Here is a 13,620-nt window from a genome sequence, read left to right as displayed (position 1 = left end):
CCGGGCCGGAGTCACGCCCGCTGTGACACCGGGCCCTCGCCGGGGCTGGGGGCGGGCGCCGGGCTCGGGGCGGGCGCCGGGCTCGCGTTCGGCCGGGTCAGGCAGGCGACGGCCGTGGCCACCGCCGCCAGGGCCACGCCGCCGATCACCGTGGCGTGCAGGCCACTGGTGACGGCGCTGCCGACGGCGTGTCGGACGGTCGGGGGCAGGCCCGTCAGGGAGGCCGGGGTGAGGCCGCCACCGGTGAGGCGGGCGGCCTCCGCCGGGCCGAGGCGTTCCTCCAGCGAGGCGGTCAGCCGCGCGGTGTAGGCCGCGCCGAGGGCGGCCATGCCGAGCGAGCCGCCGATGCTGCGCAGCAGGGTCACCACGCCCATCGCCGCGCCCATGTCCTGGAGCGGCACCGCGCCCATCGACGTCAGCATGGTGCTCTGCATCAACAGTCCGATGCCGATCCCGGCGACCGCCGTGAGCCCGGAGGCCAGGGCCACCGGGGTGTCCGTCCCCAGGAGCAGCAGGAGCGCGGCCCCGGTCAGGGTCAGCGCGCCGCCCAGCAGCGGGTAGCGCCGTTCGCCGCCGGGGCGGCCCATCAGCCGGGCGGTGACCAGCTGGGTGCCCATCATGCCGAGCATCAGTGGCAGCAGGAGCAGGCCGCCGGTGGTCGGTGACACGCCCTGGACGAACTGGAAGTACTGCGGCACGTAGCCGATCAGGGCGATCATGACCGCGCCGGTGAGGAAGCCCAGCACCTGGGACACCGTGAAGTTGCGGCTGCAGAACAGCGCGGGCGGGATCAGCGGCCCGGGGGCGCGCCGTTCGGTCCGGACGAAGCCGGCCAGTGCGGCCACCGCGAGCAGAGCTGTCCCGAGGATCAGCGGCGACGCCCAGGCGTACTGCGTGCCGCCCCAGCTGCCGACCAGGGTGAGCCCGAGGATGCCGGTGGTCAGCAGGGCGACCCCGGCCCGGTCGAAGGGGGCGCGGACCGGCTCGGCCTTCGCCAGCCGTACGCCGACGCCGACCGCGAACAGGGCGAACAGGCCGACCGGCAGGTTGACGTAGAAGGCCCAGCGCCAGCTGAGCCGGTCGGTGAGGAAACCGCCGAGCAGCGGCCCGCCGACGAAGGCGACGGGCATCAGCACGCCGATCACCGACTGCACCCGGCCCCGGTCGGAGGCGGGCACGAGCACCCCGATCACCGAGAGCGCACCGACCATCAGCCCGCCCGCACCGACGCCCTGGAGGGCGCGGAAGGCGATCAGCTCGGTCATGTCCTGCGCCAGTCCGGACAGGGCCGTGCCGGCCAGGAAGACCACCACCGCCCACTGGTAGGCGCCCTTGCGGCCGTAGAGGTCACCGAGCCGGCCCCAGAGCGGGGTGGCGGCGGCGGAGGTGAGCAGGTAGGCGGTGACGGCCCAGGCGAGGTGTTCCAGCCCGCCGAGGTCGCCGACGACGGTCGGCAGTGCGGTGCCGATGATCTGCCCGTCGAGGGCCGCGAGGAAGATGCCGAGCATCAGCCCGATCACGCCGATCAGCGGCGGCTTGGGGCGGTCGTCGGCGACCGGTTCCGTGGTCATGGTGGCGCCGTGCCCTTCCCGGCTCAGGCTGCGAACGGACGGGCCTGCCGGGCGACCCTCAGCCCCCGGGCCCACCAGTCCAGTTGGTCGAGCAGCGCGTCGGCGGCGGCGTCGGCGGCCGGATCGCGCGGCCTGCCGTGCTCGTCGAAGCTCTGGGCGGCGCCGTGGAAGCTGACGGTGTTGCGGATCGTCACGGCGTTCAGCTCGGCCATCACCACGCGCAGCTGCTCGACGGCCCGGAGCCCGCCGGAGAGCCCGCCGTACGAGACGAAGCCGACCGGCTTGGCGTGCCACTGGTGGTTGTGCCAGTCGATGGCGTTCTTCAGCGCGGCCGGGAAGCTGTGGTTGTACTCGGGCGTGACGACCACGAAGGCGTCGGCCGCCTCCAGCCGGGGCGAGACGGCGCCGAGCAGTTCGATCTCCTCCGGCGGGAGTTCGCCGCCGAAGGAGGGCATGACGGTCGGCAGCGGGGTGGTCTTCAGGTCGACCAGGTCGGCGGTCATGTCGCCGCGGGCCTTGAGGTGGCCGAGCAGCCAGTCGGCGACGACCGGGCCGAAGCGGCCGTCGCGGGTGCTGCCCAGGAGGACGGCGACCTTGAGGTTCTGGTGCGTGGACATGGAGATCCCCTCCGGACAACGGGTACGGGTACGACGGGTACGGCGACTCTGTGTACGCCGTATCACCTTCGATACAACGTACACATCGGCGCGTACGTCGTCCACTCGCCGATACGACGTACACTCAAGTGGTACCGTGGGCCTCATGCCCGCCCAGCAGACGCCCTCCGACCAGCCCTCACTCTGGGAGCGGCTCGACCGCCCGAGCCCCGCGCCGCGCAGCACCCTGACCCCTCAGCGGATCGCCGCCGCCGCGGTCGCCATCGCCGACACCGAGGGCCTGGACGCCGTCACCATGCGCCGCCTGGCCGCCGTCCTCGACGTCGCCCCGATGGCCGCCTACCGGTACGTCTCCGGCAAGGACGAACTCATCGAGCTGATGGTCGACTTCGTCTACGGCCGCCTCCCCCTGGACACCCCGGCCGGCGGCTGGCGCGCGACCATGCACTCACTGGCCGTCCACCTGCGCGCGATGAACCTGGAGCACCCCTGGATCGTCCGGGCGGCCGCCCCGACCGTCCTCAGCCCCAACCAACTCGCGGTTCCCGAACGGGCCTTCGCCGCCCTCGCCGAACACGGCCTGGACGCCGACACCACCATGGCGGTCTTCCGCACCGTCACGGGCTACGTCTACGGCTCCGTCGCCACCGAACTCGCCCTGGAGAACCTGCGCCGCGACCACGGCTGGGCCGACGGCGAGGAGACCCGAGCCGCCCTGGCCCCCCGGATGTCCTACCTGATGGGCACCGGCCGCTACCCCGCCTACGAGCAGTACCTCCACCGCGCCACCCGCAAGGACGACCCCGCCTGGCACTTCCACACGGGCCTCGACTGCGTCCTCGACGGCGTCGCCACCCACTTCGGGCTCTAGCGCCGCGTCAGATTGAGGAGCCGGAATGGGTCGGATGCCTCCCGCCCTTCACCGCCCCCGCTGAGCGGGGAGGTGCCGGTGGCGTCGACCGGCGATTCCCGGCGCCTGCCGCGCAGGATCACCTGGTCCGCGCGCCGTCCTCGCCGAGCCGATCGGGCTCCACACGGCACAGGGCCATCAGGTGGTTCGCCCAGAACCCGGCGCGCTCCAGCAGAGGTTCACCTGCCACACAAGGCCCGTCCGGGTACCCGCCGATGGACACGCTCGGAGATTCGCTCACCCGCCGAGTCAACCAGCCTCCCCCGCGCAGGAAGTCGGCCGGGCCGACTTCCTGCGCGAACCGATCCCAGCGGGTTGAGCGGGGCTGGGGTTGTGACGCGGCCGCCTCTGCCTCGTCATGGACCCGGACCGGACCCGCAGGGAGGAGAAGGACCTCCTTCGCAAGCCCCCGTGATCAGGCGGCGAGGGCGGCCAGGCCCGTGGCGAGGAGGGCGAGGCCGCACCAGGAGAGGGGCGGGAGGTGTTCGCCGAGGGCCAGGACGCCGAGGAGGGCGGCTACGGCGGGTTCGGCGAGGGTGAGGGTGGTGGCGGTTTGGGCGGTGGTGTGGCGGAGGCCGTGGCCGAAGAGGCGGTAGGCGAGGTAGGTGGTGATGACGGCGAGGTGGAGGACCACGGCCGTGCCGCGCACGGAGGCGAGCCAGTGGGCCGGTTCCAGGGCGAGCACGGGGAGGACCAGCACCGCCGCGCCGCCGAACATCGCGCCCATGACGGCGCCGGAGGGGTGCCCGGCGGTGATGAGGCGCCCGCCGATCAGCGAGTAGAGGGCGTACGAGAACCCGGCGAGCACCGCGAGCAGCACGCCGAGGGGGTCGATCGGGGTGCCGCCCGAAAAACGGGGGCCGAGGACGAGGAGGGCGCATCCGAGGACGGACAGCGCCGTCGCGCCGGTCCAGCGCGCACCGGGGCGCCCCTGCCCGGTGAGCCAGGCGAGGAGGCCCGTGAACACGGGCGCGCTGCCGAGGGCGATCACGGTGGAGACGGCGACGCCCGTACGGACGACGGCCGGGTAGAAGGTGACCGGGTACCCGACCACCCCCACCGCGCCGAGGGCGAGCAGCCACCGTTCGCGCGCACGGCAGGCCCGGGGCAGGGTCCAGGCGGCGCGGGAGGTGAGGAAGAGCAGCAGCCCGCCGAGCACCAGGGCGGCGGCGCCGATGCCGGCCGCCGGGGCGCCGCCGGGTGCCAGGGAGCTGGCGGTTCCGGTGGTGCCCCACAGCAGGGCGGCGGCGAGGATCGGGGCGGGCCCGTCGAGAAGGCGGGCAGGGAGGAACGTACGCGTCGTCACAGTCGTGAACTTCCGTCGTCGAAAACCAGCGGATGGGGTGGTTTCGAGAACGGGCGCACGCAGAACTCAGACCACCGTCGCGTACGCCCGGTCAGGCGGCGAGCGGTGGCAGGCAGACGCGCCAGTAGTGGTTCACGGAGCCGATGCTACTCGGCACCCCGGACCGTGGCAGGAGGATGGGCGAGTTGTGACGCCGACGCGCGATCACGGTGAATATTCACAGGCGCCAGCGTTAACCTATGCAAAATCCAAAGGTGAAGTAGGTTACAAACCTTTCATTCCAAGCCACCGGGTTTGCCCACATGCTGAGATCCGTGCGATAGTCAAGACACGACTTCGGCGGGCCCGACCTGGCACTGCCGACGACCATCGCACGGCACGCACCCCCTTGGCCGGCGCGATGACTAGCAAGGGCCCCCTCCGCCGAACAAACGGCGCACCCGGGGGCCCTGCGTGTTTCCCGGCTCAGCCGCGCTCGCGCACCTTCAGCTCGAACCACACGCCCTTGCCGCGCGGCAGCAGATCAGCCCCCCAGCGGTCCGCCAGGTCATCCACGATCTTCAGCCCCCGCCCCCGCTCGTTCACCGGGTTCGGCTCCGCCAGGATCATGCACGGCAGCGACCGCGACGAGTCCCTCACTTCGATCCGCAGCCACCCGGGCTTCCGGCCGACGTGCAGCCCGATCGTCCTCCCGCCCGCGTGCCGCACCGCGTTGCTCACCAGCTCGCTCGTGAGTAACTCCCCCACCTCCAGGTGCTGGTGCAGGTCCCAGGACTCCAGCACCGACAGCACCAGCCGCCGCGCCACCGGCCCCGACTCCGTCCTGGACGGCAACCGCACCTCACTGGGCGAGGACGGGTCGCACAGCCTCCCGGAATACATCTCCTCCAGCTCCTCGGAGCTGAGCCGTTCCAGCGCCGAGAGCGTGCCCTGGACGTCGATCCAGGACGCCCCGACAACCGGGCCGCCGACCCCGGGAACCGTTGACTGATCTGTTTCGCCCCAACCCGCCATGCGGACCATCATTGCGGAACGCAAGCGGCCGCGTACGGACAATGAGCAAACGATCTCCCACGAGTCGGCATATGCCGGAAGCAACCCGGCCACGAAAACGGGTCAACCCGGGCCGACGCACGTCAAGCCCGGGTTGACCCGTACAGCGACCTACCAGGCAGTCCAGGGGATGTTCCACCCGCTGAGCCCGTTGTCCGGCTCCAGGGTCTCCTTCTTGATGGAGTTCTTCACGATCACCACGTCCCCGACGATCGAACCGGCGTAGAACTTGCCGGCCGCCGACGAGTCGCTGCCGCCCTCCACGTCCTTGAGCGCGACGCAGCCGTGGCTGACGTTGTCCCCGCCGAACACCCCGTTCCTGGCCCAGTAGTTGCCGTGGAAGTACGTCCCCGAGGTGGTCAGCCGCATGGAGTGCGGCACCTGGAGGTCGTACGAGGGGCCGCTCATGCCGGGCAGGGTGCTGGACTGCATCCGCACCGTGCCCTCCTTCGACATGATCACCATCGTGCCGTTCCAGGTCGGGTGGTCGTCCGATCCGGAGGTGATGTCGAGCTGCGAGGTCTGCCCGGCGGAGACCAGCGTCATCTGGTGCGCGGCGGCGTCAACCGTCGCGATCTGGCTTCGCCCGATAGTGAAGGGCTCGTCTCGGTCCGTGCCGTAGATGCCGGGGGCGATCTCCACGCTCTTCAGCCGGTAGTGGACGGTCACCTTGGTGCCCGGCTTCCAGTACTCGGCCGGACGGAAGTCCAGCCGCCGGTCGCCGAACCAGTGGCCCTTGACCGCCGTGCCGTTGTCCGTGTCGAAGGTGATGGCCTTCGCCACCGCCTCCTTGTTCTTCACGTCCTTGCTGAACTCGACCGAGACGATCATGCCGACGCCGTACGTGGCGTCGTTGTCCACGTTGTCGGCCGCCTTCGCCAGCGCCTCGGGCGTCAGCGTCGTGAAGTTGCTGTCTGCCTCCGCCACGACTCCGTCGGCGTCCGCCGCCATCGCGCTGACCAGGTACGCGGTGCCGACCGACAGGCCCGTCGTCGGCGTCCAGGAGAGGCCGTCCGCGGCGATGGTGCCGGGAACCTCCTTCCCGGTCTTGTCACTGACCTTGACGGTGGTCAGCTTGCCGCCCGTCGCACCGACCTTGAGCGCGCCCGGCGCCACGTCCACCGCGCCCGCCTTCGGCTCGATGGACACCTTGGCCTGCGACACCTTCGGCGCCGCGCTGGTCGGCGCCGCCGACGCCGAGGCGGGGGCCGCACCGGCCCCGATGTCGGCCTTGGCACCGCCGCCGCCGCTCCCGCCGCTGCTGCACGCCGCCGTCATCACCATCGCGCCGCCGACCAGTCCGGCGGCCACGACCCTGCGTATCGACCTCACAGCCGATCCCTCCCTTGCTCCCCACGGGCCAGAAGCCCCGACCGCTACACGCTCCGGCCCTCGGAAAGGTTGCGCCTTTCGAGGGTCTGCTTGCCCCGAAAATCCGGACGGTCCGACCCCAACGGGTGAGGTCGGACCGCCCGGCTGTGAAAAACCCCGCACAAACCCCCGGGAAGCCCGGATTCACCAGGCCGACTCCCGGGTAGGGCCTACCAGTTGGCCCAGGAGATGTTCCAGCCGCCCAGCCCGTTGGAGGGCGAGACGGTCTTCTCCTTGCTGTTCACGATCTTGACGACGTCGCCGACCATCGAGTCGTTGAAGAACTTCCCGGCGACCGAACCGTCGCTGCCGCCCTTCTCGTCGGCCATCGACACGCAGCCGTGGCTGGCGTTGGTCTTGCCGAACGGGCTGGCCCAGTAGTTGCCGTGGACGAACGTGCCCGAGGTGGTCAGCCGCATCGCGTGCGGCACGTCCTGGATGTCGTACTCCCCGCCGAGACCGACGGTCTGCGAGTTCATCCGGGTGACCTTCTCCTTGGACATGATCACCATCGTCCCGCCCCAGGAAGGCGTGGCGTCCGCGCCCAGGGTCACCGGCAGGGTCGTGGACTTGCCGGCCGTCTCGACGGTCATCATGTGCGACTTGGCGTCCGCCGTGGAGACCCGGGAGCGGCCGACGGTGAACGGCTCATCCTTGTCGATGTCCCCGTAGATGCCCGGCGCGACCTCGACGCTCTTCAGCCGGTACTTGATGGTGACCTTGGTGCCCGGCTTCCAGTACTCGGCCGGACGGAAGTCCAGCCGCCGGTCGCCGAACCAGTGGCCCTTCACCTCGGTGTTGTTGTCCGTCGCGAAGGTGATGCCCTTCAGCACGGCGTCCTTGTTCTTGACGTCCTTGTTGAACTCGACGGAAACGATCATGCCGACGCCGTAGGTGGAGCCGTCACTGATGTTGTCGTTCGTCGAGACCTTCTTCGCCGGCGTCAGCGTGGTGAAGCTCGTCGTCGACGCGGCGACCAGGCCGTCCGCGTCCTTCGCCTGCGCGTTCACCTTGTACGCCATGCCCACGGCCAGCGCCGCGGACGGCTTCCAGCCGGTGCCGTCCGGGGTGATCGCGCCCTCGACCGGCTTGCCGTTCTTGTCCGTCACCTCGACGGTCGTCAGCTTGCCGTTCGCGACCGCCACCGCCAGCGCACCCGGCGCCACGTCCTGGGCGCCGTCCTTCGGCTCGACGCTCAGCACCGCTGCCGAGTTCTTCGGCGCCGCCGAAGCCGCGCCCGTACCCGCTCCCGCATCCGCCGGCGCCGTGGCGGCCGCGTCCGTGGACCCGCCGCCCTTGTCGTCGTTGCAGGCCGCCGTGAGCAGCAGCACCCCACCCATCAGCACCGCCGCCGCACCCCTGCGCCCGAAGCGCCGACCGGTGCGTATCGCGGCGCCTGCCGCCGTACCCGTACTCACGGTTCTCTCCCTCCCGGTGTCCACTCAGATGACGCCTCGAACGCCCTCCCGAGTTGCACCGGGCGCCGATCTTCCACGCCGGGACCCCGGCGCGCCGGAGAAGGATAGCTGGGCCGTCTGAGTGAATCCCGAGGGGAGGTGGGTGGAGCAGGGGTGAATCCCCCGTGAAGAGTCGCCCCCGCCGCTCTCAGCGCAGCGCGCTGCCCGCCAGCCACTGGTCCCAGGGCAGGTTCCAGCCGTTCAGCCCGTTCGACGGCGGCACCGTGTCGCCCGTCGCGGCCCTCACCTCCACCACGTCCCCGGGGACGGTGTGCTCGAACAGCCAGCCCGCCGGGGTGTCCCTGCCCGCGCCGCCCTTCGCGTCGGCCAGGCCGATGCATCCGTGGCTCGTGTTCGCCGAGCCGAACACGGACGGGTTGGCCCAGTAGTTCCCGTGGACGAACGTGCCCGAAGCCGTCAGCCGCATCGCGTGCGGGACGTCCTTGATGTCGTACTCGTCGCCCATGCCCACGGTCTGCGAGTTCATCCGCGTCACCTGGTACTTCTCCGACACCACCATCACGCCGCGGTACGTCGAGTGCTCGGGGCTCCCGCCCGACACCTTGAGCACCCGGACCACCTTGCCGCCCTGGCCCGCCCGGACCGTCAGCGTGTGCGCGTCCAGGTCGACCGTGGAGACCTGCGCCCGGCCGATCACGAAGCGCAGATCACGGTTCTGCGAGCCGAAGTCGCCCGGCGCGCCCTGCACGTCCTTGAGGCGCAGCGCCACCGAGACCTTCGTGCCCGCCGCCCAGTACTGCTGCGGACGGAAGTCCAGCCGCTGGTTCCCGAACCAGTGCGCGGCCACCGGCACCGGCGGATCCGCGCTCACCTGCACGGCGCGCTCCACCGCCGCCCGATCCACGATCGGGCGGCTGAAGCGCAGGGAGACGGGCATACCGACGCCGACCGTCGAACCGTCCTCCGGGGTGAAGAACGCCACGAAGGTGTGGGCGCGGGCCACGGTCGAGAACTCCGAGTGCTGGGCGGCCTTCTGGCCCTGCTCGTCCTCGGCGACGGCGTCCAGCGTGAACGCCGTCCCCAACGGCAGCGGCCCGTCCGGCGCCCAGGACGCCCCGTCCGCGGCGATCGCCCCCGGAACCTCCGCGCCCTTGGCGTCCGCCAGCCGCACGGAGACCAGCCGCCCCTGCGCCGCACTCACCCGCACGGCGCCCTCCGGCTGGACGTCCTGCGCCCCGTCGGCCGGCTGCGCGCTCACCACCGCCCGCGACATCGCCGGCGGAGCACTCGGCCCGGCCGACGCCACGTCCCCGGCCGGACCCGCGCCACCGCCGCTGCACCCGCTGAGCAACACCAGCCCCCAGGCCGCCGCCCCCACACGCCGCGCCCACACCCACATTCCGGGGCCTCCCACCATCCACAACCGCTGCCCCCGGCACAACGAGAACCAACCCGCCGGAGACACGCCGACCACCCCGAAAGCCCCGGGCGCGCAGCCGCGAACGACACCGTGGGCGGGTGCGTGGGGTGGGTGTCGGGTGTTGGCAAGGTGCCGTTCATCTGCTTCCCCTCGCCTCAATCCGGGAAAGAGAAAGCGAACGGGCCCCCACCCACCCCCACGCACGGAGGGCACAGCCATGGACACCGCAACGCCCCCGTGGCCCGGTAGCTGGCAGCCCCTGGGGGCCCGCGTGCATTCCGACGGGACGAACTTCGCGCTCTGGGCGCCCGACGCCGAGGCGGTCGACCTCTGCCTGTTCGACGAGGACGACCGAGAGACCCGCCTCCGCCTCACCGAGCAGACCTTCCAGGTCTGGCACGGCTTCGTCCCCGGCGTCACCCCCGGCACCCGCTACGGTTTCCGCGTGCACGGCCGGTGGGACCCGTGGACGGGCGCCCGCTGGAACCCCGCCAAGCTGCTGCTGGACCCGTACGCCCGCGCCGTCGACGGCGACTACGCCTCCCACGACGCCGCCTGCGCCGCCGTCCGCAACTGGCCGGAGGCCTCCGTCGCCGACACCGTCCGCGACAACCGCGACTCGGCCCCGCACGTGCCCCGCTCGGTCGTCGTCCACGACGACGACGACTGGTTCGACGACCACCGCCCCAAGACCCCCTGGGCGGAGACCGTCCTCTACGAGCTGCACGTGCGCGGCTTCACCATGCGCCACCCCGACGTCCCGCCGCCCCTGCGCGGCACCTACGCGGGCCTCGCCCACCCGGCCGCGATCGCCCACCTCACCCGCCTCGGGGTGACGGCCGTCGAGCTGCTGCCCGTCCACCAGTTCGCCAGCGAGGACCACCTCCAGGCCCGGGGCCTGGTCAACTACTGGGGCTACAACACGATCGGCTACTTCGCCCCGCACGCCGCCTACTCCTCCTCCGGCTCCCGCGGCGCCCAGGTGGGCGAGTTCAAGCGCATGGTCCGCGCCCTCCACGCGGCCGGCATCGAGGTGATCCTGGACGTGGTGTTCAACCACACCGCCGAGGGCGCCGAGCTGGGTCCGAGCCTGTCCTTCCGGGGTGTCGACAACGCCGCCTACTACCGCCTCGCCCCTCACCGCCCGCGCGGCTACGCCGACTTCACGGGCTGCGGCAACACCCTGGACACCCGCCACCCGCAGGTGATCCGCCTGATCACCGACTCACTGCGCTACTGGGTGACCGAGATGGGCGTCGACGGTTTCCGCTTCGACCTGGCCGCCGCCCTGGCCCGCACCGCCGACGGCGTGGACATGCACCACCCGTTCCTGGCCGCCGTCTCCCAGGACCCGCTCCTCAGCCGGGTGAAGCTCATCGCCGAGCCCTGGGACGTGGCCCCCGGCGGCTACCAGGTCGGCGGCTTCCCGCCGCTGTGGGCGGAGTGGAACGACCGGTACCGCGACACCGTACGGGACTTCTGGCGCGGCGCCCGCCCGGACGTCCGCGAGCTCGGCTACCGCCTGTCCGGCTCCTCCGACCTCTACCAGCGCGGCGGGAGACGCCCGTACGCCTCCGTCAACTACGTGACGGCGCACGACGGTTTCACCCTCCGGGACCTGGTCTCGTACGACCACAAGCACAACCACCCCAACGGCGAGCAGAACCGGGACGGCACGGACGACAACCGCTCCTGGAACCACGGCGCCGAGGGCGAGACCGCCGACCCGGCGGTCACCGCGCTGCGCCTGCGCCAACTCCGCAACCTGATGGCCACGTTGCTGCTCTCCACCGGCGTCCCCATGATCACCGCCGGGGACGAGCTCGGCCGCACCCAGCGCGGCAACAACAACGCCTACTGCCAGGACAACGAGACGAGTTGGCTCGACTGGTCGCTCCTCGACCACCCCGACTGGCGCGAACTCGCCGACCTGACCGCCCGCCTGGTCCACCTGCGCCGCGCCCACCCCGTGCTGCGCCGGCGCGCGTTCTTCTCCGGCCGTGCCGCCGGGCCGGACGGCCGGCCCGACCTGGCCTGGTTCACCCCCCAGGGCAAGGAGATGACGGAGGCGGACTGGTTCACCCCCACGGCCTGTCTGGGCATGCTGCTCGCGGGCACCGAGCCGGCGGACGACAGCTTCCTCCTGCTGCTCAACGCGGGGCACGAACCGGCGCTGTTCACCCTGCCCGAGGAGCCCTGGGCCGCCCCCGACAGCCCGTACACCACGCTCGTCGACACCGCCGGCACCACCGAGCGGCACCCCCGCACCGCGGTCCCGCTGGGCGGGCGCGCACTGCTCCTGCTGCGCGCGCCCGCCCGGGAGGATCAGCCCCGCGCGTGCCCGACCTCGACGTTCTCCAGCACGCCGATCGCGTCGGGCACCAGCACCGCCGCCGAGTAGTACGCGCTGACCAGGTACGAGGCGATGGCCTTCTCGTCGATCCCCATGAACCGGACGTTCAGCGAGGGCTCGACCTCGTCGGGGATGCCGATCTGGTTGAGCCCGATGACGCCCTGGTTCTGCTCGCCGACCCGCATCGCGATGATGGAACTGGTCTGGTCGGCCGCCACCGGGATCTTGTTGCACGGGAAGAGCGGCACCCCGCGCCAGGTCGGCCGCTGCCTGCCGAGCACCTCCGCGGTGCCGGGGTAGACGCCGAGCCGGTTGCACTCGCGCTCGAACGCGGCGATGGCCCGCGGGTGCGCGAACAGGTAGTCGGTGTCGCGGCGCATCGCGAGCAGGTCGTCCAGGTCGTCGGGGGTGGGCGCCCCGGAGTGGGTCTGGATGCGCTGGTCGAAGTCGGTGTTGCCGAGCAGGCCGAACTCGGGGTTGTTGATCAGCTCGTACTCCTGGCGCTCGCGCAGCGCCTCGATGGTCAGCCGGAGCTGGTGCTCGGTCTGGTTCATCGGCTGGTTGTAGAGGTCGGCGACGCGGGTGTGCACCTTGAGCACGGTCTGGGCGACGCTGAGCTCGTACTCGCGCGGCCTGAGCTCGTAGTCCACGAAGGCGCCGGGCAGCTCGTACTCGCCCTCGTGGCCGGCGGAGAGGTCGATCTCCGCCTCGCCGTGCGCGTTCTGGGCCTGGGCGGCGTCGGCCGCGAAGCCCAGCAGGTGCTCCCGCAGTTCGGGCGAGCGGTCGGTCAGCTCCTGGAACTGCGACCACGGCAGCGCCATCGCCACGCCCGGCGTCGCCGCCCGGACGGTGTACGGCCAGTCGCCGGACGCCTCGGTCAGCCCCTCGTCGCCGATGTGGTCGCCGTCGGCGAGGGTGCCGACGACGGTCTCCTCGCCGTACTTGCCGGTGCCGAGCCGCTCGACCTTGCCGTGCGCGATCAGGAACACCTCGGCGATCGGCTCGCCCTCGCGCACCAGCACGTCGCCCGGCGCGAAGTCCCGCTGCACGAACCGGCGGGCCAGCTCCTCCAGCACCGCCTCGTCCCCGAATCCGCGCAGGGCGGGCACCTCGGTCAGCGAGGGCGCGATCACCGTCACCGTGGAGCCGGTCTTGGCGAAGCCGACCCGGCCGCGCCCGGTGGAGTAGCTCAGCCGCCGGTTGACCCGGTACGTGCCGGCGTTGACCTGCACCCAGGGCAGCATCCTGAGCAGCCAGCGGGAGGTGATCTCCTGCATCTGCGGGGCCGACTTGGTCGTCGTGGCCAGGTTCCGCGCGGCCGCCGTGCTGAGGCTGAGCTGGGCCCGTACCTGGACGAATGCGGCGCCGCCGCCGGGGGCCGTGGGTTCCGTGTCGACCGTCATGTCCTGAATCTCCCGCCACTCGTTTCACAGGTGAACACTCGTCAGGAGATGTAATCGGCCGTTTCGGGGGCGCCCGCAAGAGGCGCGCGGCGCACTGCTCCCTGCACGAACCGCCGCGCGCGCCCCGGGATTCGCCTCCACCCCGCCCGTTCGGGTGGCCGGTTCTCAACGGGCTGCGGCGACAGGGGCGAAAAACCG

10 protein-coding genes are annotated in these 13,620 nt (G+C 71.8%); 2 read left to right on the top strand and 8 right to left on the bottom strand.

The window, feature by feature from the left end; translation table 11 throughout:
- Window positions 1-11 precede the first annotated feature (11 nt).
- Together ACIBCA_RS33710 and ACIBCA_RS33705 are read right to left on the bottom strand one after the other, a co-directional pair.
- The gene (locus ACIBCA_RS33710; RefSeq protein ID WP_396286900.1) at window positions 12-1,571 is read right to left on the bottom strand and encodes an MDR family MFS transporter; all 1,560 of its coding nucleotides are present in this window, start codon (window positions 1,569-1,571) and stop codon (window positions 12-14) included.
- A 23-nt stretch (window positions 1,572-1,594) separates the two neighbouring features.
- Window positions 1,595-2,188: an NADPH-dependent FMN reductase gene (locus ACIBCA_RS33705; RefSeq protein WP_396286899.1), complete on the bottom strand. Its 594-nt coding sequence runs from the start codon at window positions 2,186-2,188 to the stop codon at window positions 1,595-1,597.
- Between the two features lie 145 nt (window positions 2,189-2,333).
- On the opposite strand from ACIBCA_RS33705, the gene ACIBCA_RS33700 reads away from it, so the two are divergent.
- Window positions 2,334-3,059, top strand: coding sequence for a TetR/AcrR family transcriptional regulator C-terminal domain-containing protein (locus tag ACIBCA_RS33700; protein WP_396286898.1), 726 nt, complete (start codon window positions 2,334-2,336; stop codon window positions 3,057-3,059).
- A 454-nt stretch (window positions 3,060-3,513) separates the two neighbouring features.
- Here ACIBCA_RS33700 and ACIBCA_RS33695 read toward each other — a convergent pair whose 3' ends face one another.
- The 5 genes from ACIBCA_RS33695 to ACIBCA_RS33675 all read right to left on the bottom strand — a co-directional run bounded on the left by ACIBCA_RS33695 (window position 3,514) and on the right by ACIBCA_RS33675 (window position 9,663).
- On the bottom strand, window positions 3,514-4,404 hold the full coding sequence (locus ACIBCA_RS33695; protein WP_396286897.1) for a DMT family transporter: 891 nt from the start codon (window positions 4,402-4,404) through the stop codon (window positions 3,514-3,516).
- A gap of 465 nt (window positions 4,405-4,869) precedes the next feature.
- Window positions 4,870-5,418, bottom strand: coding sequence for an ATP-binding protein (locus ACIBCA_RS33690; RefSeq protein WP_396286896.1), 549 nt, complete (start codon window positions 5,416-5,418; stop codon window positions 4,870-4,872).
- A gap of 150 nt (window positions 5,419-5,568) precedes the next feature.
- A complete protein-coding gene (locus tag ACIBCA_RS33685) occupies window positions 5,569-6,789 on the bottom strand; it encodes an Ig-like domain-containing protein (RefSeq protein WP_396286895.1) in 1,221 nt (406 codons plus the stop codon).
- 209 nt (window positions 6,790-6,998) lie between these two features.
- Window positions 6,999-8,246 (bottom strand): Ig-like domain-containing protein, encoded by a 1,248-nt coding sequence (locus ACIBCA_RS33680; RefSeq protein WP_396286894.1) that lies wholly within the window; start codon window positions 8,244-8,246, stop codon window positions 6,999-7,001.
- A gap of 187 nt (window positions 8,247-8,433) precedes the next feature.
- Window positions 8,434-9,663 carry an Ig-like domain-containing protein gene (locus ACIBCA_RS33675; protein WP_396286893.1) on the bottom strand — a complete coding sequence of 410 codons (1,230 nt, stop codon included), beginning with the start codon at window positions 9,661-9,663 and terminating at the stop codon, window positions 8,434-8,436.
- Between the two features lie 220 nt (window positions 9,664-9,883).
- Between ACIBCA_RS33675 and glgX the strand changes: the two genes are divergently transcribed.
- The gene (gene glgX, locus ACIBCA_RS33670) at window positions 9,884-12,067 is read left to right on the top strand and encodes a glycogen debranching protein GlgX (protein ID WP_396286892.1); all 2,184 of its coding nucleotides are present in this window, start codon (window positions 9,884-9,886) and stop codon (window positions 12,065-12,067) included.
- Here the strand turns inward: glgX and ACIBCA_RS33665 are convergent.
- Window positions 11,992-13,422: a family 2B encapsulin nanocompartment shell protein gene (locus ACIBCA_RS33665; protein ID WP_396286891.1), complete on the bottom strand. Its 1,431-nt coding sequence runs from the start codon at window positions 13,420-13,422 to the stop codon at window positions 11,992-11,994. The genes glgX and ACIBCA_RS33665 overlap by 76 nt on opposite strands.
- Window positions 13,423-13,620: the final 198 nt, after the last annotated feature.

The organism is Kitasatospora sp. NPDC051170 (genome assembly GCF_044455705.1).
In the GTDB taxonomy this organism is placed as follows: Bacteria; Actinomycetota; Actinomycetes; order Streptomycetales; family Streptomycetaceae; genus Kitasatospora.
The sequence above is the reverse complement of the archived record's forward strand: the minus strand, read 5'-3'. Positions and strand labels throughout refer to the sequence as shown.